Source organism: Polaromonas sp. P1_F8, from assembly GCF_056405635.1.
The window spans coordinates 311,557-336,738 of sequence record NZ_JBFUBS010000004.1; the positions used below are offsets into that span (position 1 = coordinate 311,557).

Sequence of the window (25,182 nt, forward strand, 5' to 3'; positions counted from 1 at the left end):
CGTGAATCGATCAGGAAGCGATCAGGCCAAGTCTGGCGAGCTCACCCCAAAACCCCACGCGGTGCAGCTTCAGCCGCCCGGGTTGTCGTTTTGGGCGGCGTCCTCCACAGGGGTGGCGCATGTGCAGGAGCGCACTTCAACCGAAGCCGGCCCGGACGTGCTGGTGACGGCGCTGGTGCACGGCAACGAATATTCGGGCGCCTGGGCGCTGGACGCGTTTCTTCTTAGCGGGCTGCAGCCGCGGCGCGGGCGAATCACTGCCGTGTTCTGCAACACCGAGGCCTTCATGCGGTTTGACACCCGCAAGCCCGATGCCTCCCGCTTTGTGGACGAAGATTTCAACCGCGTGTGGTCCGCTGACCTGCTGGACGGCCCCACGCGCAGCGCCGAGCTGCTGCGCGCCCGCGAAATCCGGCCGTTTGTTGACCGCGCCACCCACCTGCTGGACCTGCATTCCATGCATGAGCCCGGTGGCGCTTTGCTGGTAACGGGCATGCTGCCGCGCAATATTGCTTTTGCGCAAAGCCTGGGTACCTCGGGTCAGGTGGTCGTCGATGCCGGCCACGCCGATGGTGTCCGCATGCGGGACTACGGGCCGTTTGGTGACGAAAACGGCGACCGCGTTGCCCTGCTGCTGGAGGCCGGCCAGCACTGGGAACTGGCGTCGCTGCAGGCGGCACGCAACGTGCTCATGCGGTTTTTGGTGTGCGCCGGGGTGATGGATCGCAGCGACGTGCCGCCCGGCTGGCTGCTGCCCGATGCGCCGCCGCCGCCGCCCGTGACGGTGACACACCGCGTTGTTGCGCGGTCAATGGACTTTGCGTTTGTGCAGGATTTTTGCGGCGGCGAAACCATACGCCATGCCGGCACGCCGATTGCGCATGATGCGGGCGAGCCGGTGGTGACACCCTACGACGACTGTGTGCTGGTCATGCCGTCGGTGAGGCAGTTGCGGCCCGGTGTGACGACCGTGCGGCTGGGCCGGCTGGGCTGAACACAGCCCAGCGCAGGAGCGGTTTACAGCGGATGCTCGGTATAAAACTTGCCGCCGTGAAACAACAACGGCGCGGCGCCCGCACGGTGGGTGCAGCGCTCCACTTCGCCCACGAAAATCACGTGGTCGCCTTCTTCATACCGGCTGCGGTTGAAGCACTCGAAAGTGGCGGCTGCGCCTGTCAGCAGCGGCGTGCCGCCGACGCCCTCCGTAAACAGCACGCCCTTCCAGCGGTCTTCGCGCCGGCTGGCAAAGCGCTCGGCCAGCTCTTTCTGGTCAGCCGCCAGGATGTTGATGGCGTAGTGTGATCCGGTGCTGAGCGCGGCCATCGATCCGGCCGCCTGCGCCAGGCTCCAGAGCACCAGCGGCGGCTGCAGCGATACCGAGTTGAAAGAGTTGGCGGTCAGCCCGACCAAGGCGCCCTGCGGCGTCCGTGCGGTGACGATGGTGACCCCGGTGGCAAACATGGCCAGCGAAGCCCGAAACTCCCGCTGGGAGAAGCTGGGGCTGCTCGCTTTGCGGGGAATGGCGGGGGTCAGCATAGAAGGGTAATTTAACTGAACTGCCACGGGCGCACCTGCGGCGGGGTTTAGCCGCCTCTTGCGGGCAGCCGGTTGCCTGCCAGTTAAACTGGCTGTCATGTCTTTTTCTCGTTCCGCCGCCGTTTTTTTTGCTATTTATTTGATAGCTGCTGGCGCACGTGCAGATTCGCCTTGCGCCGATTACTCATCCAAACTCCCCAATGTGAGGCAGGAGCTGTGCGCGGCAGCGCAACTGCAGCCTTCGGGGACGCGCTCGGTTAACGGCCGCGTACTCTGGGTGCGCGATATCAAGCCAGAATCCCCCAGCTTGCGTGTGCTGGTCGTCGGTGCGATTCACGGCGACGAGCTGTCCTCCGGGGCGGTGGCGCTGCACTGGATCAGGCTGGCTTCCCAGCCGCCGCTGGACTCTCCGCAGGCGATCCACTGGCGGTTCGTTCCTGTGCTCAATCCGGACGGCGTGCTCTCCAGCCCGCCGCGCCGCGCCAACGCGCGCGGCGTGGATTTGAACCGCAATTTCCCCACCCCGAATTGGGAGCGGGACGCGAAGGTTTATTGGGAAAAGCGCACAGGGAAAGACCCGCGCCGCTGGCCCGGCCCCAGGCCGCTGTCCGAGCCCGAGTCACGGTTTTTGCACGAGCAGATGCAGAGCTTCAAACCCAACCTGATTGTCAGCATTCATGCGCCTTATGGCGTGCTCGACTTTGACGGCCCCTCCGTGCCGCCCTCCAGGCTGGGGCGCCTGTACCTTGATCAGGTGGGCATCTTCCCGGGCTCGCTGGGCAACTATGGCGGTGTGCACAAGGGGGTGCCCGTGGTCACCATCGAATTGCCCAATTCGACACGCACGCCGCTGGACGCAGAGATGCGCCAGATGTGGCTGGATTTATTGCGCTGGATGAGCGAGAAAGTGGTTGTTCAGGCACATCTGCCGGCCGGCGGAGCGGTGCCCGCTGCGCATCCGGTGCCGTGAGCGGCTTCCACGCTCACGGCACCTAAAGCTTTTTGTAGGCCCGATCAAGCTCCACACCCTTGGTGGTGTCGGTGAGTCCTCTTTTGACATCCTTGCCGGCCTGTTCAATTGCGGCATCGGGCATGGCATGAGTCATGTCCACCGCCTGGTCACGTTCGTGCGGCAATTCCAGGCTGGCCTCAACGGCGCCATCCTTCAGGGTGTCCTGCTTGCCGGGACGGGAGCGTTGTGCGCGAGGGTCTTTGGCCGGCATGCCTTTGCCGGCAGGGCGGTCGGCGGGCCTACCCGGGTCGGGATTGCCGTGTTGGGATGAGTTCATGTATCGACTGTGCAGCAGCACCCCTTGCCGGGCTGTCAGCCTGGCAAACCATGCCCTGTAGGAAAAGGCCACCTGTCCCACAGGGGCAGCGCGATCCTCAGCCGGCGAGAAAACCAGCCGCCTGCGCCAACGCCACCGAGTCGGCCTTGACAGCGTCGGGCGGTCCGCCTTTGCCCCACAGCTCGCCGCCATAGTTCATGGCCATGAACTGCGCGCAGAGCCTGATTGAGTCCACCATGGGCTGCGCTTTGGCGCGGTCGCCGCTGGTGGTGATCAGCCACAAGGTTTTTTTCGCCATCTCGTCCTTGAAGGGCAGGCCGGGCACGCGCATCCAGGCGCTCCAGTGGTCGAGGTAAATCTTCAGCGGCGCCGGAATGCTGTACCAGTACACCGGGGCCACAAACACAATGTCGGTGGCGTCCATCGTGGCGTCCAGCAGCATCTTCATGTCGCCTTCCGGCATGGCGTACTGACCCATGGTGTGGCGCTGATCGACAAACAGCGGCATCCGCATGCGGGACAGGTGATGCCAGGCCTGGGGCGTGCCGGCCGGCAGTGCGGCGGCGGCTTGCTGCGCCAGCCACTCGGTGTTGCCCAACGCGCCGGGCTCGCGTGTGGAGGTGGCAAGAAAAAGAAATCGGGGGTTCGGATTCATGGCGGCCATGGTACTGGCTGATGCAGGCCTTTGCTTGTACAGGGTCTGGGTACCGCGTGCCAGAATAAAGCGATAAAACGCAGCCTCACCGGAGCCTTCCTCGCCATGATCCATATTCGCGACATCGACCACATCGTCCTTCGGGTCACAGATCTGCAGGGCATGCTGCGCTTTTACCAGCAGGTGCTGGGCTGCAGCCTGGAACGCCGGCAGGACGAAATCGGCCTGGTGCAACTGCGTGCCGGGCGTTCGCTGGTGGACCTGGTGCCGGTGGATGGCACGCTGGGCCGGGCCGGCGGCGCGGCTCCAGGCAAGGAGGGCCGCAACGTCGATCATGTCTGCTTTCGTGTCGAGCCCTTCGACGCGGAGGCCATTCGCCGCCACCTGGCGGCCCACGGCGTTGAGGCAGGCAAGGTGGAGTCGCGCTATGGCGCCGAGGGCGAAGGGCCTTCGATTTATCTCAACGACCCCGAAGGCAACACCGTGGAACTCAAGGGGCCGGCATGGCCCGAGGGCGCCAACCCTAAAACTGCCGCCAGCCCTGCCACGCCGTGAAGCATGCGCCGGCGATCAGCACGGCACCCACGGCGCGCGCCATGGCAACACTGGCGCCCGGCCGCTCCGCCAGCCATCGCCGGGTACCCGCAGCAGCCAGCGCCAGCGAACCGTATACGCCGCTCTGGGTAATGGCGATGATCAATCCAAGCGCCACAGCCTGAACCCAGAGCGAGCCGTATTCCAGCCGCAAAAACTGCGGAAAGATGGCCAGCATGAAAAGGTAGGCTTTCGGGTTGAGCAGGCAGGTGAGTGCGGCTTGCCGGAAGGTGCGCCACGGGGACGGCGGCTCGATGTCCGGCAAGGCGCCGAAAACAGACGTGCTGCGCATCAGTGACCACCCGATCCAGGCGATATACAGGCTGCCCGCCGCCAGCATGACATTGACCATGCCCGGAACCAGCTGCAGCAGGATGCCCAGCCCCAGCGCGCCTGCCACGACGTGGCAAATACCGCCCGCCACAACGCCCGCGACGGCGAAGAGGCCGGCCCTGCGCCCGCCGGTCAATGAGCTGGCCATGACGAACGCCATGTCCATGCCGGGCAGGATGATGATGCCCAGCACCATGAGAAAAAACAGCCAGAGGTGTGCGAAGTGGTCCATCAACGAGCCTGTTTTTTTTAGCGGTGTACTGCGTGGTAAGCGGGGCGTGACAGGCTCATCACCCAATTGGTTTCCCAGTGGCGGCCGCCGTCTTCCGAAAAGGCCTGTTCCCAGCGGGCGTGGGTAGGTGTGATGCCGGACCAGGTGAAGCGAACCCGCACCGGCCGGCCTTCATGGCTGTCGTTTCCCTCAAACCGGCCTATGCCGCCGGCAAACGAACCGGTCATCGGCGGCTGCAGCAAGCCGTTGTTCTGGCTGACCCAGTAAATGCACCACAACCGCGTTTGCGGATTGAAAAACCGCAAGGCCATGCCGATGGTCTCCTTGTCTTCGGTGACCAGGTCGTTCATGTTGCCGAGCCCGCCCAGCAGCAGTGCGCCGTCCTGCACGGCTTCGAAACTTTCCCAGTCGGTGCAGCCCTCCAGTCGCCGGCGCAGACGCTTGTTGCTGACCAGCCAACGCCCGGTGATGAAATTGAAGTCATGGCGCCCGTCGACGAGCTCGGCAAGGTCCGGTGTGTGAGTCAGGGTGGTGGTCATGGCTTGAAGTGCTTGTGGCACTGCAGTGGATATGTGAAAACCAGTCTATAAAGGTAATAGGGCTGTTTCGGCCCTAATTAGGCGTTAGACTTTTCACCATGTATTCCCCCACTACACGCGTGCTCACCGTCCTGGAACTGCTGCAGTCCCATGGCCGGCTGAGCGGTGCCGAGCTGGCGCGGCGGCTGCAGGTGGATGGCCGCACCCTGCGCCGCTACATCGCCAAGCTGGAAGACCTGGGCATTCCGGTGGTGGCCGAGCGTGGCCGCTACGGGTGCTACAGCCTGATCGCCGGCTTCAAGCTGCCGCCGATGATGTTCACCGACGACGAAGCGCTGGCCCTGTCGCTGGGCCTGCTTGCCGCGCGCGGCCTGGGGCTGGCCGAGGCGGCGCCTGCTGCGGAAAGCGCGCAGGCCAAGCTGGAGCGCGTGATGCCGTACCAGCTGAAAAACCGCGTCCGTGCGCTCGGTGAAACAGTGACGCTGGACATGCGCCATGCGGTGGCCCCCGGCGACAACACGGCGTTGCTGGCCTTGAGCACCGCAGCGCATGGCTGGCAGCGCGTGCACATGGCGTACCGTTCAGCCGACGACGACGTCACCGAGCGTGACTTTGATGCCTACGGCCTGGCATTTCGCCGCGGCCGCTGGTATGTGGTGGGCTGGTGCCATCTTCGCGGGGCGCTGCGCTCGTTCCGCCTGGACCGTGTGCAGGAAGTGCGGCCGCTCAACGTGGTGTTCACGCCGCCGGCAGATTTCAATGCCGCGCAGCATCTCGTCCTGGGGCTGGCCACCATGCCGCGCACAAATACCGTGCGCCTGTTGCTGCACACCGACCTGCAGACGGCGCAAATGGAGCTGCCGGACAGCATCGGCGTGTTCCAGCCCAGTGACGAAGGCGTGTTGCTGCACAGCCAGACCGACCACATCCCGTGGTTCGCCCGACAGCTTTCGCGGCTGCCATTTGCTTTCGAAATCCAGGAGCCGCCTGCGCTGCGCGCCGCACTGCGCGAACACGCACAACGCACGCTGGCCCAGCATGCGGCCTGAACAGGCAGGCGTGGATCAGGCGGTTTCAGGTTCCAGGCGGCCGCGCGCACGGGCCAGCCCATAAAAACCGAAATCCATGGCCGGGACCTCCCCGCAGATCAGTTCGGCCATGGCCTTGCCCGACCCGGCGCCATGCGTCCAGCCCAGTGTGCCGTGCCCGGCGTTCACCCACAGGCGGCCGACTTTGGTCTTGCCGATATAGGGAATGTTGGTGGGCGTGGCGGGACGCAGGCCGGTCCAGAAATTCGGCGTACCGCCCTGCGCTTCAAGGCGGGTGTCACACACGCCCGGCAGCACTTCTTCGATGCGGTCGGCCAGCATTTTGCAGCGCGCCCTGGCCAGCGGAGTGTCCAGCGAAAGGTCGTAGCCGCCGACTTCGATGGTGCCAGCCACGCGCAAGTGATCACCGAGGCGGCTCATGGCGCATTTGACTTCGTCGTCAATGGTGCTGACGAAGGGCGCCAGTTCCGGCTTGAGCAGCTTGAAGGTGGCGCTGTAGCCCTTGCCCGGATAGATCGGCAGGTCAACGCCCACCGTGCGCAACAGCGGCGCCGTGTACGAACCGCAAGCCACCACGATCTCGTCGGCCTTGAGTTTCATGACGGGATTCTCACTGCTGCCCGGCACGGTGCGTGCCTGGACGGCGACTGACTGGACCGTTCCACCGGACTTTTCCAGTCCCTTGATGTCGTGTCCGTAGAGAAAGCGTACGCCTCCGTCGGCGCAGCGCTGCGCCAGCGCCTGGGTGAAGACGCGCGCGTCGCCGCTTTCGTCGCTGGCGGTATAAGTGCCTCCCACGATGCGGTGCGCAAATGACTTGAAGGCCGGCTCTATGCCCAGCAACTCGGCCGTGCTCACCACGCGGCGCGCCACGCCGTACTTCTGCATCAACGCGGCCGCTTCACCGGCGGTATCGAACGATTTCTGGTCGGTGTAGTAGTGCGCGATGCCGCGCTCCAGCCGGTTGTATTCAATGCCGGTGACCCTGACCACCTCCTTGAGCGCGATATGGCTGTAAGCGCCGAGCGCCACCAGCTGCTGCACGTTGCGCTCAAACGCGGTGTCGTTGCATTGCGACAGGAACTGCAGGCCCCAGCGCCATTGCTGCCAGCCGTCGCCGAAGGGCAATTGCGGCCGGAACAGCAGGGGGGCGTCGTTGCGAAACATCCATTTCAGGGCCTTCAGGGGGGCGTCCTTGTTGGCCCAGGGCTCGCAATAGCTGACCGAAATCTGTGCGGCATTGCCAAAACTGGTTTCCAGGGCGGCTCCGGGCTGCCGGTCCACCACGGTCACCTCATGGCCGCGCTCCAGCAGGTGCCAGGCGGTGCTGACGCCGATGATTCCCGCTCCCAAAACCACTACTTTCATACAAGCCCCTTTACAGCTTTCAAGTGTGAAGGATGTTGCTTTCAATTAATAGAAAAATTAAACTATCAGTGAAAACATCAGAACAACTAATACAAAGGAGGCTCTGCATGAGCACTTTTGATCCGGATGCGCTCGAATGCCTGGCAGCCATCGTGGAAGAGGGCGGCTTTGAGCGGGCGGCCCAGCGCCTGTCGATCACGCAGTCGGCGGTGTCGCAGCGCCTGCGTGCACTGGAGGCCCAGGTCGGCACCGTGCTGATCGTGCGCAGCAGGCCGCTCAAACCCACATCCGCCGGGCAGCTGCTGCTGAAACACACCAAGATGCTGCGCCTGCTGCGCGCCGACCTTGAGCGGGACATGAAAGAGCTGGCGCCCAGCTCCCTCGGCGGCGCGCGCGAAGAAGAACGAATCTCGATTGCCATCAATGCCGACAGCATTGCCACCTGGGCCCTACCGGCGCTGACCGATCTGGCGCAGCAGGGCCTGCCCATGGAGATCATCCACGACGACCAGAACTTCACCCACGAGTGGTTGCGTGAAGGCCAGGTGCTGGGCTGCGTCACCACGCTCAAGCAGGCACTGCGCGGCTGCAAGGTGGAACCGCTGGGCGCGATGCAGTACATCGCGGTGGCTACACCAGGCTTTGCGCAAAAAAGGCTTGGCCTGGGCGAGGGCCCTGGCGGCAAGCAGAACGCGCCCGCCCTGACGCAATACAACTTTCGCGATGTGCCTTTTATCGCGTTCAACCGCAAAGACGAATTGCCGGTCGATTTCGTCGGCAAAGCTTTCGGGCTCAAGCGCGTCACCCTCAACCAGCTCTTTGTGCCGTCATCGGAAGGCATGGTCAGGGCTGTGCTGGCGGGCTGGGGCGTCAGCGTGGTGCCGCGCCTGCTCGCGCAAGGACTGATTGACACAGGCCAGCTCGTCAATGTGGCCTCCAGCTACACCCTGCCCATCCAGCTCTACTGGCATTGCTGGAACCTCGAGTCTGAAGTGCTGGATGCGCTCACCGCCGCACTCAAGCAGTCTGCAGCGCAGTCGCTGGTACCCTGATTAATGGGACACCGGGGCAGCCATGCGGTGGTCGCTGTTTCACTCGCTGACAAAGACGGGGAAGGGAGTAATCCCATTTACAAAAGGCAGCGGCTTCCGCACACTGTGACCTGATGCGCGCTTGGCGCTGCATTGCAGTGAAAGGCACGAGGTAACGAATGCTGGGATGGCTGGGGCTGCGTACCCGTCTGGTTTTGCTGGTGCTGCTCGCGCTGCTCCCGCTGTTCGGCTTGCTCGCGTATTACGCCGAACAAGGCCGCCGCACTGCACTGGAACATGCACAGGTTGACCTGCAGGCCCAGGTCGCGCTGCTCGCCACACACCAGCATCGCACGGTGGACAAAGTCCATGAGCTTCTCAACGGCCTGGCCAGTGCGCCTCATATCAAGAGCCACGAGCCCGGGCTGTGCGGGCAACAGCTGAAAAACATCCATCAGGAGCACCCCGAGTTCACCCATGTCGGCGTTGCTGCGCCGGACGGCCGGCTGGTCTGCAGCTCATTGGGCCTTCCTGCCGGCAGTATCCAGGAAGATGACCGGCCATTTTTCCTGCAAATCATGGCCGGCCAGCGTTTTGCCATTGGGACTTACGGCATTGGCCGCAGCAGTGGCCTGCCGGGCCTGATCTTCGCCATACCGGTCCACACCGATTCCGGCGCCATGGGGGGCGTGGCCTTTGCCTCCCTGGGCCTGAAGGCGCTGGCAGAACCCTTGAGCGCCGTGTCGATGATGCCGGGCGCAAGGTTGACGGTACTCGACCGGGATGGCGTGGTTCTGGCTGTTTCCCCGCAGGCACCTTCCTGGCTGGGCCGGCAGCACCCGGACGCCGCCGTGCGCCAGGGTGTGCAAACGCGCCACCTGGGCGTATTGCATGCGCCTGATGCGCAGGGAAGCCAGCGGGTCTACGCTTTTGCGCCGGTCCCCGTCGAAGGCCACGATGGGCTATTTGTGGCAGTCAGTGTCCCGCAGGAAATCATCGGTGCAGAAAGCCGCGACAACCTGCTTTCGGAGCTGGCGGCCCTGCTCGCCATGGCCGTGGCAAGCGCAGCCTGTGCGTGGTGGATGGGCAACCGCCTGATCGTCAATCCGGCCAAGGCGATCCTGAAAGAGGCCAATGAAGTTGCAGAGGGCAATCTTGCGGCGCGCGTCAGGCTGGGCCCTCTCTACCGGGGCGAGCTCGGTGATATCGGGCAGACCTTTAACCGCATGGCGGGCTCGCTTCAGGCGCGCCAGGAAGAGCTTGACGCCGCGCTCAGCCGCGTCGACAAAGAGCGCTCATTGCTTGACCTGATTCTCAACAGCATGAGTGAAGGGGTGATCGCAGCGGACACCGAAGGGCGCTTCCTGGTGTTCAACGCGACGGCCCGCAAGCTCTTCAATGCGGCTACACCGGGCCCTGGCATGCGGGTCGAGGAATGGCGGCGCAACCATGAGCTGCTGATGCTTGACGGCAAAACCCACTTGCCGGAAGCTGAACGGCCGCTGACACGCGCTGCCCGCGGCGTCAGCACCGACAACTGGGACCTCGTATTTCGCAGGCCCGGCGCCGAAGATCGGGTGCTCCGCATGAGCACCCGGCCCTTGCGCGGTGACGACGGCACGCTGGTTGGTGGCGTCGCGGTGTTCAACGACATCACCAAAGCCAAGGCCGCCGAACAATTCGCGAAGGCACAGGAACAGGTGCTGGCGCTGATTGCCGGGAGCGCGCCCTTGCAGCGCTCGCTCGAAGCCGTGGTGCAATTAATTGAGACGAGTTCCCCGGACAGCCTGTGCTCGATCCTGCTGCTGGATGGCCAGCACCTGCGCCTCGGTGCAGCGCCCAGCCTGCCGGACAGCTACAACCAGGCCATTGAAGGCCTGCCGGTGGGTGAAGGGGTGGGTGCCTGCGGTACCGCGGCGTTTCGCAACGAGATGGTCGTGGTGGAAGACACCCAGCTGGATCCGTTGATGAAAGACTATCGCGAACTCCTGGCCACGCACAACCTGCGCGCCTGTTGGTCGCATCCCGTGGTGTCTACCACTGGCGAGCCGCTGGCGACGTTTGCCATCTACCACCGCTATCCGTGTGCCCCCCAGGCGCACGACCTGGAGCTGATCGCCACCGCGGCGCGGCTGGCCGGCATTGCGCTGGTACGTGCCCGCGCCGAGGCGGCGCTGGTCAGCAGCGAAGCGCGCTTTCGTGAGCTTGCAGAAAACATCAACGACGTTTTTTACAACGTGGATCCCCGCTCGGGCCAGCTTCTCTATATCAGCCCCGGCTATGAGAAGGTGTGGGGGCGCAGCCGCGAGAGCCTGTATGCCAACCCCCTGTCATATGCCGACGCGGCGCTGCCGGAGGATCAGCCTTTGCTGAAGCTCGCCAGGAAGCGCAACCGAACCGGCGAATCCTCCGACATCGAATACCGCATCCTGTCCACGGACGGCAAGCTCCGGTGGATACACGACCACTCCTATCCGGTGCTCGATGCGTCGGGCGTGCTCGAACGTGTGGTGGGCACCGCGCGCGACATTACCGACCGCAAGCTTGCCGACCTGGCGCTCGCAAACACCAACCGGGCCCTGCAGATGCTGAGCCAGTCCAGCATCGCCATTAACCGAATCGAAGACGAGGAGGCCCTGTTGGCCGAAGTCTGCCGTGTCGCTGTCGACGTGGGCAACTACCGCATGGCATGGGTCGGGTATGCGCAGAACGACGAAGCGCGCACCATACAGCCCATGGTGCACGCCGGTAACGAGGGTGGCTACCTGACGGTGATCCGCCTGACCTGGCGCGATGACCAGGTCACGGGCCAGGGCCCCGCGGGCCAGGCCATTCGTACGGGGCTGCCCCAGCAAAGTGGCGACATCGGTCAGGCTGAAAATCACTTCTACTGGCATGCCGACGCGATGAAGCGAGGCTACCGGAGCGCGGTCTGCCTGCCCTTGCGCGAAGGGGCCCGCAGTTTTGGTGTGCTGTGCCTTTATTCGGCCGAAGCGCAGCACTTCACCCCTGAAGAAATCAAGCTCCTGCAGGAGCTTGCCGACAACCTGGCATTCGGCATCGTCAGCTTGAGAGAACGGCTGGAGCGCCAGCGCAGCCAGGAGGCTGCGCGCCAGGCCGCAGTCAAACTGCGCGAACAGGCCTCGCTGCTGGACAGGGCCCAGGATGCCATCATGGTCCGCAACCTGGACCGGACCATACGTTTCTGGAACAAGAGTGCCGAACGCCTTTACGGGTGGACGGCCGAAGAAGTGCTGGGAAAATCGATGGAAGAGTTCATGTACGAGGATCCCCAGGTGCTTGTGGGCGCCATGGCCCGCACGCTGGCCAATGAAGGGGACTGGACCGGTGAACTGGAGCAGCGCGCCAGGGATGGTTCAACGGTGGCCATCGAAGCACGCTGGACGGTGGTGCGCGACGAAGAAGGCAAGGTCAACGGGGTGCTCGGCATCAACACCGATATCCGAGAACGCCGGCGTGCGCGTGAAGAAATTTTGCGGCTCAACGCCAGCCTGGAAGAGCGCGTGCAGCAGCGCACCGCGCAGCTCGAATTTGCCAACAAACAACTGGAAGCGTTTTCCTATTCCGTATCCCATGACCTGCGCAGCCCGCTTAGTGCCATCGACGGATTCAGCGACCTGTTACAGCGTGCCATGAACAAGTCCGACAGCACACCGCTGTCGGAGCGCAGCCGGCATTACCTGGCGCGCATACGGGCCGGGGTGGGGCAAATGGGGGAGTTGATCGATGCGATGTTGACGTTGGCACAGGTGTCGCGCTCAAGCCTGCGCTGGGAGCCGGTCGACCTCAGCGCGCTGGTGCAGGGCATCCTTGATGGCTACCGTGAACGCGAGCCCGAAAGGCCGGTGGATCTCCATGTTGAAGCGGGTTTGACGGGGCAGGGTGACCCGCGCCTGCTCATGCAGTTGCTGGACAACCTGCTGGGCAACGCCTGGAAATTCAGCGCCAACCAGGAGCGCACCGAAATCACCTTCGGCCATGAGATCGGGGAAGACGGAGAGACGGTTTATTTTGTCCAGGACAAGGGCGCCGGTTTTGACATGGCCTATGCGGAGAAGCTATTTGGCGCGTTCCAGCGCCTGCATTCGCTGTCGGAGTTCGCCGGCACCGGCATTGGGCTGGCCACGGTGCACCGCATCGTGGCACGGCATGGCGGCAAGGTCTGGGCCCAGTCATCACTTGGGCAAGGCGCCACGTTCTATTTCACGTTGGGTGAGAGGACTCTGTAGCACCCCCGTCCAGGCTCACTGCGTGTAGCCTGTTCCCCCCTCAAGGGGGCGGCGCCTGGGGCCGGCGAAGCCGGACCCGCGGCCCCCATTGGTGAAATACCTTCATCACTGGTCGTACCCACCGAATTCTTCAAGCCAGCGGGTGCCGCGGAACCGGCTTTGCCGGGCCACAGGCGGGCGGCCCCCTCGGGGGGCAGCGACCCACACGAAGTGGGGGAGCGTGGGGGCTAAAAGCTTTGCTGCCGCAGAGTTTCGCGCAGCGTCTGTGCCTTGTCCGCGTCGAACTGGCCTTCAACCCGTGCCAGCACTTCACCCTGGCGGTTGACCACTACGGCGTAGACCTGGTCGGTGCCGTTGAGGCCGGCCGCACGCACAAAACTGGCCCGGTCAGTGAACACCGGCACCAGCCTGGCGCGCTCGGTATCTGCGGTGTAGTGCTTGAGCAACTTGTTTTCGACGGCGCTGCGCCCCGTCGGTGTGCCGGGGTCATTGACGATCGGCATGCGCATCCACGCGATGGACGAGTCGTTACGCAGGTTCAGCCCCTGAATCCAGCTCTCGGCCTGGACATGCTGGCCGCGCTGAAAGGTGATCAGTGCAAGGGTGCGGTCAGAGGGCAAGCCATCCGGCACGTTGACCGGCTGGCGCAGCAGCGTTTGCGCCATGAAGGCCGGCATGTGCCCCATGACGCTGGCCTCATTGGGTGATGCGAACGCAAACGCAAACGCAAGGCCGACGGCAAGCAGCCAGGCGCCAAGATACGACACGTTGCTTTTCATGGTGCTCTCCCCTATGCGGGTGCGGTGCAGGAAGTCCTGCATGAACCCTTCATGCAAGATACATGCAAGCCGAACAGTGCGCAAACCAACAATTGGAACAAAGTGTTATCACTGGTGATCACCCTTTGAATTCCGCGTTGCCGGTCAAGCTTAGGTAGCGTGGTGCGCAGGAAGTTCAAAAAGAAGCGCCGCCGTTGTGCGCGACGCGGCGCTACGACTTTAGTCAGCGCCGGCATGCGGGCCACACGTCCATAAGAGTGCTATTGGCTATTAGCAACTATTGGCCGATGCTGATCAGCAAGTCGGGCAGAAACCCGTCCTGCTCCTGTTTGCGCGCATACCCCAGGGGGTTGGCCACCACGCGGCAGCCGCGGCTGACGTAGTCGATGGCGCAGTGCAGGTGCCCGTGCAGCCACAGGTCGGCCAACGGAAGCAGGTCGTCCAGCGTATTGCAAAAGCCCGCCGTGCCCGGCACCAGGCCGTAGCGCGGGTCGGCGCTCAGCAAGCTGGGGGCGAAATGCGTCACGGCCACGGTAGGCCCTTCAAATGGTACGGCCAGTGCCTGCCGCAACCAGGCCTGGCTTTTGAGGCCCTCTTCGCGCAGGTCGGCCGCCAGCAGTGGCTGGCCATCGCGAAAGGAATGGTTTTTTCCGAGGTAAAAGTTGGCTGCGCGGAATGCTTTTTCGCGCGCTTTCAGTTGCTCGCCCGGCGTGATGTCCGATGCCTGGGCCTGGCCTGCGCTCAGGGCGTCAAAGTCGGTCCACAGCGTGCTGCCCACAAAACGCACACCCTGCAGCACCACGATTTCACGCTCGAGCCAGACCATGCCCAGGCGCTCGCAGGTTTCGCGCAGCCGCACATGGGTTTCATCAAAGTCCAGGCCGTCGTATTCGTGGTTGCCCGGGACAAACAGCACCGGCGTCGGCCAGTCCGCACCGCCTTGGGCCAGAGGCAAGGGCGAAAACTGCCCCAGGCCGAAGTCGGCAATGCCCCTCTCGCCCAGCAGCGAGCCCTGCTGATAGGAGCCAATGTCGCCGGCCAGTACCAGCAGGTCGGCGCCGGGTACGGGCACGGCCTTGAAGTCGGGGTTGCTCTCGAGGTGCAGGTCGGACAGGAGCTGGATGTTCACCCCGCCGATTGTGCGGGAAGACGGGCCCGGTTCCGGGTGGCGGGCTTTTTCGCTTGCGGCCCCACCCGCCCTTGCGCTAGATTGCGCATGGCATCAGCAAATGAACAGGAGCCGCTTGTGAAGCAGATCGGGAACGCAGCCGTCGCGCAGACCTTCGCAGCCTACCCGCCGGCACTGCGGCGCAAGCTACTGGCCCTGCGCCAGCTGATCCTGGACACGGCTTTGGCCACACCCGGCGTCGGCGAGCTGGAGGAAACCCTCAAGTGGGGCGAGCCGGCCTACCTCACGTCAGCCAGCAAAAGCGGCAGCACCATCCGGCTGGGGCCGGTCAAATCCAGCCCGGCGCAGTACGCCCTGTACTTTAATTGCAACACCACGCTGGTGGACACCTTCCGCACCTTGTTTCCGGGGGAGCTGCGCTATGAGGGCAACCGGGCCATCGTGCTCGATGCGGCTGATCCATTGCCCCGGGATGCCTTGTCGTTGTGCATTCAGGCGGCACTGACCTACCACCGGAAAAAAGGCCCCTGAAACGACAAAACCGCCGGCGCCGGGCGGGGTGTGTCAGGCCAGCGGCGCCAGCAGGCGCACGGTGAATGTCGTGCCTTGCCCGGGCTTGCTGGCAACTTCAATCTGCCCCTGGTGCAGGTCAACGCATTCCTTCACGATGTGCAGGCCGATGCCTGTACCGGAAATATTGCCGACATTGGTGCCGCGGTGAAAGCTGCCGAACAGGCGCGGCAGGTCGGCTTCCGGGATGCCGATGCCGTGGTCGCTGATGCGCAGGTGAATCTGGTCGCCCACGCCGCGAACGGCAAACTGCACCGGCGTGTCCGGGTCCGAATATTTCAGCGCATTGCCCAGCAGGTTGACCACGATGTGCCGCAGCAACTGCTGGTCCGCCGTGCGCGGCGCGTCCAGGCCGTCGCAGGTCAGCGACACGCGCGCGGCCTGCGGGTTGCCGCGCTCAAGCTCACCCATCACCTGCACCAGCCAGTCGGGCACGGCCAGCGGTGCGGCTTCGAACTGAAACTTGCCCAGCTCCAGGCGGCTGGTCAGCAGCACCTGCTCGACCATGCTGTTCATGCGGGCCACCGCCGTCTTGATCTGCCCCAGCAGCTCCCGGCGTTCGCTGGCCGGAAAGCTGGCGCCGTAGGCATCCAGCAGCTCCACGGACGACAGGATGGCGGCCAGCGGCGTGCGGAACTCGTGCGATGTCACAGCGACAAACCGTGACTTCAGCTCCGACAGCTCGCGCTCGTGCGCCAGCGCCTTGCGCATGTCTTCCTCTGCCTGGCGCTTGCGCGTGACATCGGTCAGGAAGTTGAGCGTGGCGGGCGCGCCCTGCCATTCAAACATCACCGCGCTGATCTCAAGCCAGCGTATGGCGCTGCGGCTGTGCTGCACGCGAAACTGGTAGTAGTTCTCCACCGGCTCGCCGCGCAGGCGCTTCATGTGGTTGCTCAGCACCTTCTCGCGGTCGTCGGGGTGGATGAATTCGATGAAGGGCCGGGACTTGGCGGTTTCCTCGTCCAGCGAGGTCAGCTCCAGTGCCTTGGGGTTGGCATACAGGATGCGCCCGGCCGCCGTGACAAGAATGCCCTCGCTGACGTTTTCCACCACCGCGCGGTACTTGGCCTCGGAGTCGGTGCGCCGGCCGATCTCCACACGCAGCTGCTTGGAGGTGTCGAGCTGCCAGGTGATGTTGTTGGCCAGGTGGATGACGCGCAGCAACTGCCCCGAAGGGCTGTGCATGGGCAGTGCGCGCTGGCTCAGCCGCGCGTTGCCGCCCTGCGGCCGGATGACCCTGTATTCTTCGCTGCGCTTCAGGGGGCTGGTTTGCAGGCTCAGCACCCGCTCGCGGTCTATCGGGTCCACATGCTCGAGCCATTGCCACGGCCGGTCTGCCAGGGTGTCGGCCGACAGGCCCCAGAACGCCTCGAACGCCGGGTTGGTATAGGTGATGCGGCCGGTTTGCGGGTCCCAGGACCAGAGCATGGCGTCAATATTCGAGGCGATCTGCCGCAGCAGCGCCAGCGCCCCGTCCGGCGATGAAGCAGGGGTCTCAGCCGTGGGCAGGGAAGAGGGATTTGGGGGATGGGCCACAGCCCAAGCATAGCCGCCGGCTCCGTGAAGTTTTCCCCGGAAATCACGTAGAAATGACCTGCATGTGCCGTTGCGGAGCACGGTATGCATTTTTTGCATGGGTTTGGGCCCCGGTTAGGCTTGAAACCCTAGGGAAAACCCTTATTCTTCATTCACCGCAACTTTTTCACCCCATGAAGGTGACCCTGACATGTACAGCCTGATTTCCCAGATCGCTCGTTTCCTGCCCGCCGCAACCCGCGTGGCCCCCGTGAACGGTGTGGCCCACAACCTGATGGAACGCGCCGAAGCACGCGCCGGCCGCAATCCGCTGCAGGCCCAGGAACTGCGCAGCGCCGCCTACGCTTATCTCAGCGTGGTTCGCTGAGCCCCCACGCTTCCCCACTTCGAGCCTGCGGCGCGCTGCCCCTTTTCTCACGTACGGGGCCGCCCGCCTTGCGGCTGGCAAAGCCAGACCGCGGCTTCAGCTGGTAAAGACGGGGTCTTGCTCGGGGCGGATGCGGTCAGAGCTTGACCCCTGCTCCTTTGACGGCGGGCGACAGTACGGCTACCTGCTCCCTGACGAAGCCGGTGAACGCCGCCGGGCTCATCGGCTGTGTGGTGATGCCCAACTCCAGCATCTTCTTTTTGATCTCCGCCGTTGCCAGTATTTCGTTGCAGGCGCTGCTCAGCCGTGCCACGACGTCGGCCGGCATGTGCGCCGGACCGCTCAAACCAAAGAAGTTGTCCAGAACCAGCTTGCGGTAGCCAAACTCCAGCACGCTGGGCACATCCGGCACCAACGGTGAGCGGCTGGCCGACGTTACGGCCAGCGGCACCAGCTGCCCGCTCTTGAAGTAGGGCACAAACGCCGTCAGCACGTCGATGCCCACGGGAATCACGCCCGCGATCAGGTCTGTCGTCATGGGCGCACCGCCGCGGTACGGGATGTGCACCAGGTTCACGCCCATGGACTTTTTCATCAGCTCGCCGTAAATGTGGCCGATCGAGGCCGGACCGCCCGAGCCGAAGTCGAGCCGGCCCGCTTTGCGGGCCTGCGCTTCGACGTCGGTGATGGTTTTGATGGGGGCATGCGGGTTGGCCATCACCACGCACGGGGCGTTGCCGATCAGCGCGATGTGGGTGAAGCCTTCCACCGGGTCATAGGGCTGCTTTTCCAGCGCGAATGGGCCGATGGAAACCGGTGTCGAGTTGCTCAACATCAGCGTGTAGCCGTCTGCCGGCGCCTGCGCCACCACCAGGCCTCCCACGCTGCCGCCCGCGCCCGGCCGGTTGTCGACCACCACCGCCTGCCCCAGCTTTTTGCCCAGCTGCTCGGCCATCACCCGCGCGACGATGTCGCTGGCGCCGCCGGCCGGAAAGGTCACCACGATCTTGATCGGCTTGTCCGGCCAGGCAGCCAGGGCCGGCAGCGCCATGGATGCGGCGCCGCTGGCCAGGATCTTCAGCGCGGTGCGGCGTGCAAGTGGGTGTGAGGGCGTAGGGGGGTGTGGGTAGTCTGGCATGGGTGGCTCCTGCATACAGTTTGTGTGCAAAAGTGTGTGCAAAAACCATGCCCCTCGGCCGCGAGCCGCTTGAATGGGATTGCCCGCGGGCGTTCGGCGTCAGCGTGACGCTACTGAATTGGTAGCGGCTCGCGCCTGTCCTCATTGGCTTACAGCCCGATTGAGGGGGTAAAAAAGCGACTCAGGGAGCTTTGGACCCTCCAGCCTGCCCCTGGGGTGCCGCAAAAGCCTTGGCGATGCCGGCAACCCCGCGAAAACCACTGATTTCAAGCATCAAAGATGGCTGAAATCCAATACGGACGGGCGCAGGCAGCTATCTATTTGATAGCGAATGGCATGGCAATCTGCCGCCGGCTTAAGCCGCCTCGATAGGGTGCGTGCGTGACCCTGCTGCCGGCCCGCGATTACCGCCAAAGCTCCCCATTAAAGGAAACGCTTTTGACCATGTGTTCCTCCAGGTAGGCTTCCTTGTAGGCGGAACGCACGGTTTTCCAGGTTTCGCTGGTCACCGGGAGTTCCGTGCGTGCCGAGATGACGGCGCGAAACGGAATGTGGCCGACACCGGTGAAGGTGGCTTCTGAACGCAGCACCACATTGCAGTTAATGGTCTCTCCCGGTCCGATCAAGCCGCCAGGGCAGATGTCAGCCTGCACATCGCTGGATTTCACGGTCAGCTTCGTATTGGGCAGAGGGTTGAGCGTCAGGGCGATGCGCGGCGGGGTCACGCGGACGGCGCGGCGGCTTGCGTTGGTCAGGCTGAAACCGAAGGAGACGCTGCGGTCCAGCCACGTGACCTTTTGCTGGAACTTGACCTGCAGGTTCGGCGTCAGGGAGTCCACCAGTTCATCGACCACCTTGACGCGCTCCAGCCGCTTGCGTTCCGCGGCCTGGGCGTCGGGCACCGGTTTCTGCACCGGCTCCGGAACCGGTTCCGCTGCGGCCTTGGGCTGCTGGATCTCGGCCTTCATCTGCTCCATGTTGGCGCGCAAGGCCTCGGTCTGGGCCTTGGCTTCGGCGAGTTTTTGTTCAAGCTGCTGCTGGTTCTTCTGGTTCGCGGCCATCAGCTGCTGCATCAGCAGTTGGGCTTCCTTTTGTGCCTTGGCCGCAGGCCGGTCTACCAGGGTGTAACGCGCTGCGCTGCCGGCCACCACAATCGCCAGGCCGATGATCAGCAAAAAAACGATGGTGTCGTATCGGTGGGCGCCGGCGTCCTTGCCGGGTTTCGGTTTGGGTTGGCGCGGCGGGAGAGGCGGCAGGGATGGCGGGATGGGGGGCATGCTTTTGTAAGCCATGAGATATGACGCGGGTGTGGCTGGATTAAATGTGTTGTGAATCAGGTCGGTCAGGGGCCAACATGTTTTGAGATGCCCGGCTCACCATTTGCCGCGCACCCCCATCAGCAGGGCCAGGTTGCGCTGGCGTGCGTTCTGTTCGGTCTGAAGGTCGGCGAAGAGGTTGAAGTTGTCGTGGATGCGGCCCGAAACGCCTACGCCCAGAACCACCGTGTTGGCATTGAGGGCCACGCCCGCAATCTGGAACTGGTAGGGTGTGCCGGCGCCCTGCAGCTGCGCCGTCATCGGGGTGTTGTATTTGCCAAACTCATGCGCCCACACCACCCGCGGTTCGATCCGCAGCCGGCCCACGTCAAAGCCGGCTTTCAGCCCCAGCATCGATTTGGTCGAGTACACGGTTTGCGCGGCGACCTGCAGGTTGAGCGCTCCGGCGCCCTGCTCGGCGAAACCGTTGGTCTGGTTGCGGCTGAAGGCCAGCGCGGCCATCGGCTGCAGCGTCCAGCCGGTCATGTCCAGGTCGTAGGTCAACTCGCCGTAGGCCGTGGCGGTGCTGCTGTCGAAATTCGACGAGGCCAGGCGGGCGATCGGCCCGACCACGATGCCGCGGTCCATGTGGTTGCCGTGAAACGCCACGCTGGTCACGCCATTCAGGCGCCAGGCCCCGTCGGTGTAGCCGGCGTACATCGCCAGCGCCGCGCTGCGAGCCCTGCCCTGGTCACCTGAATCAAAACTGACCCTTGATGTGCCGATGGTCACGGCGCCGCCCAGCATCAAGCCTGGCGACACTTCGGCGTCGTAACCCGCGCTCAGGCCGGTGCTGTTCAGGCGGCTGGCCATGGCATTGCCGTCGCTGTCGGTGATTTGGTGGCTGCCGTAACCGCGCAGCCAGAAACCGCAGCCGTCTTCGATGGCCGGGAAAAGCGCCCTCAGGGCTTCGCGGCCCGCAACGTCGTCGCTGCCGCAGACTGAGCCCAGGCTGCTTCGGCCCACGCGTGCCTGCAGCTGTTCGCCGAATGCGGCGGCAAAGCTGGGGCCGGCACGGCGCAAGGCGACCAGGTTGGCACCGCCTATGGCATCGAAGGCGGCGAGGGCCTGCGGCACTGAAAGGCTGTTGAGGGCGCTGAGCACCGTGCTCATGTCGCCGCTCGCGCTGCCGGAGGCATTTTGAAGTGCGTTGGAGGCTGACTGCTGGTTGGGCGTCATGCCGGGCAGGGTGTTGTAGCCGGTGCTGTTGCGCGCCAGGGTCAGGTACACATTGTTGGGGTCGTAGGTGAGCGACGGCGTCAGAAACGCCAGGTTGGTCGTGAGCCCGCTAAAGACGCCGGTGCGCCCGCCTGTGGCATTGAGGATGGTGTACTGCGTGGTCGGCGAGTAGGTACCGGCGCTGGCCAGCACGTTGACCGTGCCGCCGTTGATGGTCAGCGTGCCGGTGGCGTTGGTGCGGTCGTTGCTGCCGGCTGCATCGACCTCCACGCTGTAATTGGAGCCGGCGTTGAAGGTCAGGTTGCCGACCACGGTGAGCGTGCCGATGGAATTGCCCGGCGCCAGCGTACCGCCCGACTGGATGGTGGTGTTGCGCACGGAACCGGTGCCGCCCAGCGTGCCGCCGTTCTGCACCTGCACGGCAGAGTTGGTCAGGCTGCCGTTGACCGACAGCGTGCCGCCGCTGACGACGGTAGTCCCGCTGTAAGTGTGGGTTCCGGAAAAGGTGACATTGCCGGTGCCGCTTTTGACCACGTTGCCGGTGCCGCTGATGACGCCGCCAAACGTTCCGTTGCCTGTTTGCAAGAACTCCAGGTTGGCGTTGGTGGTAATCAAGCCCTGCAGGTTGGCGGTAGTACCGCGCAAGGTGCCGCCATTGATGGTGGTGCCGCCGGTGTAGGTGTTGGTGCCAGAAAGAATCACCGTGCCGGTGCCTTCCTTGACCAGCGCGCCGCCGCCGCTGACGGACCCTGCATAGGTGCCATTGGTGGTCTGGTCGAAGGTCAGCACGCCGTCGTTGCTGATGGCTCCCTGCAGGCTGGTGGTGCTGCCGGTCAGGCGGGCATTGGTTCTGATGAAAGTGCCGCCGGTGTAGCTGTTGGCGCCCGTCAGTATGGTGGAGGAGCCCCCGGGGTGGCGGAACACTTCTACCCAACCGGCGCCGCTGATCGCCGCGGAGAAGGTGTAGGGCGTGGCGTCGTTTTGGTTGAACTTGATGCTGGAGCTGGCATTGCCGAAAACCACGGCGTCAGCATTCAGGGTGCCGCTGGGCCCGATGTTGCCGATGACCAGCGTCCCGGTGCCCACATTGCCCAGGTGCAGGGTGCGGGTGCCGCCCACCGTCACGGTGGCGCCGGTGCGGATGCCCAGGAGCCCGTCTCCATTGTTGCCAACAATGAACTGGTCGCCCGCAGCCAGGCTGGGGGGGGACACGTTCAGGCTGGCGCCGGCGCCGTCCATGAGGATCTGCCCTCCGGTCACCGTGTCGCCCACGCTCAGCCGCGTGGCCGTGACGCTCCCATTAATCAGCATTGATCCCGCGTTACCCGGCGTCGGCGTGGTGCCCAGCAGGAGCGTGCCAGCGGCCAGGGTGCGGCCCGCATGGACGACCACCTGGCCGTTTTCCTCCACTTGCAGTGTGCCCACCTGGGCGGCTGGTCCACTAATAATGTCCACCTGCTGGTTCGTCGGGACCCTTGCCAAGCTGGCGGCTGTAGGCGTGCCGCCACTCCAGTTGGCCGCGTCGTTCCAGTCCTGAGTGCCTGCGGCCGAGAAATCGTTGGTGACCTGGGCATGGCCGGCATGCGGTGCCATGGCCAGGCCGGCGAATGCCAGCGCCAGGCCAAGCGGCTTGAGGGGAAAGTGCGGGCGGGAATTCATGCGGGCCGGTTTTGGGGTGAGGGTTCAAGCCGTGCCGGTCAACGCAACCCAAAGACGATTGCCCCGCCAGAGGACATCGCGATTTCGGCTGCAAGCGCAAGTAACGATTTAGCTAACATTTTTTAACGTATGCCTCGCAGTAACGACGCCCTCCGGGAAGAGCTCTGTACGGGTGTGATGTCCATGTTTTGACTTTGCTTCACGTTACATTTTTTTGCAAGTAGGTCGTTTGAAGACTTATGGCGCGCAGAACACCAAATGAGAGAACTAAAGAATTAATTTGTTCTGGCGGCGCCAGTCAGGAGCGGCCGGAGGCTGGCCTGTAGCCAGAAAAAGCGGCGCCACACGCTGAAAATCGCGCCGCAGGGCACCGGATCCGGGTCATTAAGTGCGCTGTTTTGGTGTCTGCGTTGCGTGCTGACCACACCGCAGCCGGGAACTGCAGCGGTTTGATCCGGTCGCTACGGCTGCTATCAAATAGCTAGCTCCTTGCGCCCGTCTTTATTGCTCAAAACACCAGTTTGAGGGGTAAAAATGCGTGCTGGAGAAGCGCGCTGCAGTAGCGCTGGCCGACGGCGATTCCCGCACCCAAGACGGCCTGTTTTTGGCATCAAAAATGAATCAAACCCAATACTGACGAGCGCGAGCAGCTATGATTTTTATAGCGACGTGTAGGCGTCTCTTCGGGATAGCCAGGCTGGCCAGTCCTTTGGGTGAATCAGGGGCCTCAGGCCAAAAAAGCCTTGTCGGCCGCGCGCACCAGTGCCTGGCGCAACCACACATGCGCGCTGCGTTGCTGCGAGCGCCGGTGCCACACAGCGTCCACGTGCACCGGTGACACGTCAAACGGCAGGGGGCGCAGCACCAGCTGGTCGGCAATCCCGGTCACCCCGACGAAATGCCGCGGCAAAACGGTGAGCAGGTTCGAGTTGGCCACGACGCGCCCGGCAGTAAAGAACTGGTTGACGGTCAGCACCACATGCCGCTCCCGGCCCAGGGAGGCGAGGGCCTCGTCGACGAAACCATAGGGCCGGCCCGAAAAGCTCACCAGCATGTGGCGCGCCGCGCAGAACTTGCTCAGCGTGAAGGGGCCTGTGGCCAGCGGGTGGTCCTTGCGCATGACGCAGACGTATTCGCCGTCATACAGCCGCTGGTGCAAAAAGGGCAGGGGTTCGCCGCTTTGCGCCCCGGCCGTCAGGTCGGCCAGCACCGAGGGAAAGTAGCCGACCGCCAGGTCGCACAGCTCCTCGTCCAGCAGGCGCCGCGGGTCGCGTGTGGTCAGTGGAATCACGCGGATCGACACGCCTGGGGCTTCCTGGTCCAGTGTCTCCACCAGGCCGGGAATCAATTCGGCCGCGGTGGCGTCGGCCATGGCCAGCACAAAGATGGTGGTGGCTTCGCCGGGCACGAATTCGTTGGGCACCAGCGACTCCTGCAATTGCTGCAGGGCCTCGCGCACGGCCGGCCAGATCGCCACGGCGCGCGGGGTGGGTGCCATGCCCTGGCCGCTGCGCTGCACCAGCTCGTCGCCCAGGGTTTCACGCAGCCGGCGCAGGGCGTTGCTGACAGCCGGCTGCGTCAGCGACAGGTTGCGCGCCGCCCGGGTCAGGCTGCGTTCGGCCATCACTTCGTCAAACACGCGAAGCAGGTTGAGGTCCAGGGTCCGGAAATTGAGGGGGGTCAAGGGCTCGGGGCGGGTGTTGAAAGGTGGAAGGAAGGTGAGAAAAGGCCGGAAAACCTCAGGTTATCACCAATGTGAATGAATCACATCATAAAGATAAAGTTGAATAACATCAGTGGTAACCCTAATATCCCCTTACCCGCTGCAATTTTGGTTCAGCGGAGTTAACCCAAAGGGAGTTCACCATGACCAGCTTCGTCAATATCAAATATTCCACACAGCACCCCGGCGTTGTCCGCGCTGAGTCGGCCTTTGGTGCCGTACGTCAGCTGGGCGGTGCATTCTCCGGCACCCGCGGCCTGGCCACGCTGCTCTTGTCCGCTGTTGCGGCTGCCGTGATGGTGGTGGCGTACCAAGTGATGGACAGCGTCGCCGAAGGCCACCTGCTGGTCATGTGGATCGGCCTCTGGGCTGTCGCTTTTGCTGTCCTGGCGATTTTCGCCGGCGCTGCGCGCAATGCCGCTGTCAGCCTCAAGGTTGGCCTGGACGCCTGGTCGCGTAGCCTGGCTGAGGCCCGCGCCGACCAGCGCCTGTGGCAAGCCGCCAAGAACGATCCCCGCGTGATGGCCGACCTGCAAGTTGCAATGGCTCGCCAGCAAGTCGCCGTTGAAGAGGCTGTTGCTGCCCCCGCAGCCGTGGTGTCCGCTCCGGCCGGCCTGACACAGCGCGCTCTCCGCCTGGGTGGCGCAGAACTGAAGGCCTTCCTGCGCAGCCAGGCCGACACGAAAGTCGTTGCTGCCGAAGCTGTGGTTGATGAGGTATCTGCTCCGGCCGGTCTGTCGCAGCGCGCCCGCCGCCTCGGTGGTGCAGAACTGCGTGCTTACCACCGCAGCTACATCTAAGCGCCAGGCGCCGCTCTTTGCAGCGGCCCACAAAAAAGCCACCGGATCGGTGGCTTTTTTTTGCCCCGGCGCAGTCACTGCACCGGGAAGTGAGGCGTACCGCAGGTTGT

At 64.0% G+C, this 25,182-nt stretch carries 22 protein-coding genes; 9 read left to right on the top strand and 13 right to left on the bottom strand.

Going from position 1 to position 25,182, the window contains the following annotated elements:
* Position 1: 1 nt before the first annotated feature.
* Positions 2-994, top strand: a complete 993-nt coding sequence (locus AC1D1J_RS16375) for a M14 family metallopeptidase (protein WP_477687685.1) — start codon at positions 2-4, stop codon at positions 992-994.
* A 23-nt stretch (positions 995-1,017) separates the two neighbouring features.
* Here AC1D1J_RS16375 and AC1D1J_RS16380 read toward each other — a convergent pair whose 3' ends face one another.
* Positions 1,018-1,536, bottom strand: coding sequence for a flavin reductase family protein (locus AC1D1J_RS16380; RefSeq protein WP_477687686.1), 519 nt, complete (start codon positions 1,534-1,536; stop codon positions 1,018-1,020).
* Positions 1,537-1,633: 97 nt separating this feature from the next.
* Between AC1D1J_RS16380 and AC1D1J_RS16385 the strand changes: the two genes are divergently transcribed.
* Entirely contained in the window at positions 1,634-2,506 is an 873-nt protein-coding gene (locus AC1D1J_RS16385) for a M14 family zinc carboxypeptidase (RefSeq protein ID WP_477687687.1), read from the top strand.
* Between the two features lie 22 nt (positions 2,507-2,528).
* Here the strand turns inward: AC1D1J_RS16385 and AC1D1J_RS16390 are convergent, their stop codons facing one another.
* Positions 2,529-2,825, bottom strand: a complete 297-nt coding sequence (locus AC1D1J_RS16390) for a hypothetical protein (RefSeq protein ID WP_477687688.1) — start codon at positions 2,823-2,825, stop codon at positions 2,529-2,531.
* 97 nt (positions 2,826-2,922) lie between these two features.
* Positions 2,923-3,489 (bottom strand): flavodoxin family protein, encoded by a 567-nt coding sequence (locus AC1D1J_RS16395; protein ID WP_477695255.1) that lies wholly within the window; start codon positions 3,487-3,489, stop codon positions 2,923-2,925.
* A 96-nt stretch (positions 3,490-3,585) separates the two neighbouring features.
* On the opposite strand from AC1D1J_RS16395, the gene AC1D1J_RS16400 reads away from it, so the two are divergent.
* Positions 3,586-4,035 (top strand): VOC family protein, encoded by a 450-nt coding sequence (locus AC1D1J_RS16400; protein WP_457281788.1) that lies wholly within the window; start codon positions 3,586-3,588, stop codon positions 4,033-4,035.
* Here the strand turns inward: AC1D1J_RS16400 and AC1D1J_RS16405 are convergent.
* Together AC1D1J_RS16405 and AC1D1J_RS16410 are read right to left on the bottom strand one after the other, a co-directional pair.
* The gene (locus tag AC1D1J_RS16405) at positions 4,004-4,639 is read right to left on the bottom strand and encodes a LysE family translocator (RefSeq protein ID WP_477687690.1); all 636 of its coding nucleotides are present in this window, start codon (positions 4,637-4,639) and stop codon (positions 4,004-4,006) included. The genes AC1D1J_RS16400 and AC1D1J_RS16405 overlap by 32 nt on opposite strands.
* Before the next feature lie 17 nt (positions 4,640-4,656).
* Positions 4,657-5,178 carry a hypothetical protein gene (locus AC1D1J_RS16410; protein WP_477687691.1) on the bottom strand — a complete coding sequence of 174 codons (522 nt, stop codon included), beginning with the start codon at positions 5,176-5,178 and terminating at the stop codon, positions 4,657-4,659.
* Between the two features lie 98 nt (positions 5,179-5,276).
* On the opposite strand from AC1D1J_RS16410, the gene AC1D1J_RS16415 reads away from it, so the two are divergent.
* The gene (locus tag AC1D1J_RS16415) at positions 5,277-6,227 is read left to right on the top strand and encodes a helix-turn-helix transcriptional regulator (RefSeq protein ID WP_477695256.1); all 951 of its coding nucleotides are present in this window, start codon (positions 5,277-5,279) and stop codon (positions 6,225-6,227) included.
* A gap of 15 nt (positions 6,228-6,242) precedes the next feature.
* Here AC1D1J_RS16415 and AC1D1J_RS16420 read toward each other — a convergent pair whose 3' ends face one another.
* On the bottom strand, positions 6,243-7,595 hold the full coding sequence (locus tag AC1D1J_RS16420; RefSeq protein WP_477695257.1) for a D-amino acid dehydrogenase: 1,353 nt from the start codon (positions 7,593-7,595) through the stop codon (positions 6,243-6,245).
* A 107-nt stretch (positions 7,596-7,702) separates the two neighbouring features.
* Here AC1D1J_RS16420 and AC1D1J_RS16425 point away from each other — a divergent pair, with 107 nt between their 5' ends.
* Together AC1D1J_RS16425 and AC1D1J_RS16430 are read left to right on the top strand one after the other, a co-directional pair.
* The gene (locus tag AC1D1J_RS16425) at positions 7,703-8,647 is read left to right on the top strand and encodes a LysR family transcriptional regulator ArgP (RefSeq protein WP_477687692.1); all 945 of its coding nucleotides are present in this window, start codon (positions 7,703-7,705) and stop codon (positions 8,645-8,647) included.
* Positions 8,648-8,805: 158 nt separating this feature from the next.
* Positions 8,806-12,876, top strand: coding sequence for a PAS domain S-box protein (locus AC1D1J_RS16430; protein WP_477695258.1), 4,071 nt, complete (start codon positions 8,806-8,808; stop codon positions 12,874-12,876).
* Positions 12,877-13,103: 227 nt separating this feature from the next.
* Here the strand turns inward: AC1D1J_RS16430 and AC1D1J_RS16435 are convergent, their stop codons facing one another.
* Positions 13,104-13,655 (bottom strand): hypothetical protein, encoded by a 552-nt coding sequence (locus AC1D1J_RS16435; protein WP_477687694.1) that lies wholly within the window; start codon positions 13,653-13,655, stop codon positions 13,104-13,106.
* Positions 13,656-13,932: 277 nt separating this feature from the next.
* Positions 13,933-14,784: a metallophosphoesterase gene (locus AC1D1J_RS16440; protein WP_477687695.1), complete on the bottom strand. Its 852-nt coding sequence runs from the start codon at positions 14,782-14,784 to the stop codon at positions 13,933-13,935.
* A 117-nt stretch (positions 14,785-14,901) separates the two neighbouring features.
* On the opposite strand from AC1D1J_RS16440, the gene AC1D1J_RS16445 reads away from it, so the two are divergent.
* Entirely contained in the window at positions 14,902-15,315 is a 414-nt protein-coding gene (locus tag AC1D1J_RS16445) for a DUF1801 domain-containing protein (protein WP_477695259.1), read from the top strand.
* A gap of 33 nt (positions 15,316-15,348) precedes the next feature.
* Here the strand turns inward: AC1D1J_RS16445 and AC1D1J_RS16450 are convergent, their stop codons facing one another.
* The gene (locus tag AC1D1J_RS16450; protein WP_477695260.1) at positions 15,349-16,890 is read right to left on the bottom strand and encodes a sensor histidine kinase; all 1,542 of its coding nucleotides are present in this window, start codon (positions 16,888-16,890) and stop codon (positions 15,349-15,351) included.
* A 190-nt stretch (positions 16,891-17,080) separates the two neighbouring features.
* On the opposite strand from AC1D1J_RS16450, the gene AC1D1J_RS16455 reads away from it, so the two are divergent.
* A complete protein-coding gene (locus tag AC1D1J_RS16455) occupies positions 17,081-17,257 on the top strand; it encodes a hypothetical protein (RefSeq protein WP_431099058.1) in 177 nt (58 codons plus the stop codon).
* Between the two features lie 136 nt (positions 17,258-17,393).
* Here the strand turns inward: AC1D1J_RS16455 and AC1D1J_RS16460 are convergent, their stop codons facing one another.
* The 4 genes from AC1D1J_RS16460 to AC1D1J_RS16475 form a co-directional block, all read right to left on the bottom strand.
* A complete protein-coding gene (locus tag AC1D1J_RS16460; RefSeq protein ID WP_477687698.1) occupies positions 17,394-18,395 on the bottom strand; it encodes a Bug family tripartite tricarboxylate transporter substrate binding protein in 1,002 nt (333 codons plus the stop codon).
* A gap of 404 nt (positions 18,396-18,799) precedes the next feature.
* Positions 18,800-19,687, bottom strand: coding sequence for a hypothetical protein (locus AC1D1J_RS16465; RefSeq protein WP_477687699.1), 888 nt, complete (start codon positions 19,685-19,687; stop codon positions 18,800-18,802).
* A gap of 81 nt (positions 19,688-19,768) precedes the next feature.
* Positions 19,769-22,549 carry an autotransporter family protein gene (locus AC1D1J_RS16470; RefSeq protein ID WP_477695261.1) on the bottom strand — a complete coding sequence of 927 codons (2,781 nt, stop codon included), beginning with the start codon at positions 22,547-22,549 and terminating at the stop codon, positions 19,769-19,771.
* 727 nt (positions 22,550-23,276) lie between these two features.
* Positions 23,277-24,233: a LysR family transcriptional regulator gene (locus AC1D1J_RS16475; RefSeq protein WP_477695262.1), complete on the bottom strand. Its 957-nt coding sequence runs from the start codon at positions 24,231-24,233 to the stop codon at positions 23,277-23,279.
* A 182-nt stretch (positions 24,234-24,415) separates the two neighbouring features.
* On the opposite strand from AC1D1J_RS16475, the gene AC1D1J_RS16480 reads away from it, so the two are divergent.
* The gene (locus tag AC1D1J_RS16480; RefSeq protein WP_477687702.1) at positions 24,416-25,072 is read left to right on the top strand and encodes a hypothetical protein; all 657 of its coding nucleotides are present in this window, start codon (positions 24,416-24,418) and stop codon (positions 25,070-25,072) included.
* Positions 25,073-25,182: the final 110 nt, after the last annotated feature.

Excerpts from the sequence above, each read along its gene's own strand:
- AC1D1J_RS16380 (WP_477687686.1), bottom strand. The coding sequence starts at position 1,536 with ATGCTGACCCCCGCCATTCCCCGCAAAGCGAGCAGCCCCAGCTTCTCC.
- AC1D1J_RS16385 (WP_477687687.1), top strand. The coding sequence starts at position 1,634 with ATGTCTTTTTCTCGTTCCGCCGCCGTTTTTTTTGCTATTTATTTGATA.
- AC1D1J_RS16390 (WP_477687688.1), bottom strand. The coding sequence starts at position 2,825 with ATGAACTCATCCCAACACGGCAATCCCGACCCGGGTAGGCCCGCCGAC.
- AC1D1J_RS16395 (WP_477695255.1), bottom strand. The coding sequence starts at position 3,489 with ATGGCCGCCATGAATCCGAACCCCCGATTTCTTTTTCTTGCCACCTCC.
- AC1D1J_RS16400 (WP_457281788.1), top strand. The coding sequence starts at position 3,586 with ATGATCCATATTCGCGACATCGACCACATCGTCCTTCGGGTCACAGAT.
- AC1D1J_RS16405 (WP_477687690.1), bottom strand. The coding sequence starts at position 4,639 with ATGGACCACTTCGCACACCTCTGGCTGTTTTTTCTCATGGTGCTGGGC.
- AC1D1J_RS16410 (WP_477687691.1), bottom strand. The coding sequence starts at position 5,178 with ATGACCACCACCCTGACTCACACACCGGACCTTGCCGAGCTCGTCGAC.
- AC1D1J_RS16415 (WP_477695256.1), top strand. The coding sequence starts at position 5,277 with ATGTATTCCCCCACTACACGCGTGCTCACCGTCCTGGAACTGCTGCAG.
- AC1D1J_RS16420 (WP_477695257.1), bottom strand. The coding sequence starts at position 7,595 with ATGAAAGTAGTGGTTTTGGGAGCGGGAATCATCGGCGTCAGCACCGCC.
- AC1D1J_RS16425 (WP_477687692.1), top strand. The coding sequence starts at position 7,703 with ATGAGCACTTTTGATCCGGATGCGCTCGAATGCCTGGCAGCCATCGTG.
- AC1D1J_RS16430 (WP_477695258.1), top strand. The coding sequence starts at position 8,806 with ATGCTGGGATGGCTGGGGCTGCGTACCCGTCTGGTTTTGCTGGTGCTG.
- AC1D1J_RS16435 (WP_477687694.1), bottom strand. The coding sequence starts at position 13,655 with ATGAAAAGCAACGTGTCGTATCTTGGCGCCTGGCTGCTTGCCGTCGGC.
- AC1D1J_RS16455 (WP_431099058.1), top strand. The coding sequence starts at position 17,081 with ATGTACAGCCTGATTTCCCAGATCGCTCGTTTCCTGCCCGCCGCAACC.
- AC1D1J_RS16460 (WP_477687698.1), bottom strand. The coding sequence starts at position 18,395 with ATGCCAGACTACCCACACCCCCCTACGCCCTCACACCCACTTGCACGC.
- AC1D1J_RS16465 (WP_477687699.1), bottom strand. The coding sequence starts at position 19,687 with ATGGCTTACAAAAGCATGCCCCCCATCCCGCCATCCCTGCCGCCTCTC.
- AC1D1J_RS16470 (WP_477695261.1), bottom strand. The coding sequence starts at position 22,549 with ATGAATTCCCGCCCGCACTTTCCCCTCAAGCCGCTTGGCCTGGCGCTG.
- AC1D1J_RS16480 (WP_477687702.1), top strand. The coding sequence starts at position 24,416 with ATGACCAGCTTCGTCAATATCAAATATTCCACACAGCACCCCGGCGTT.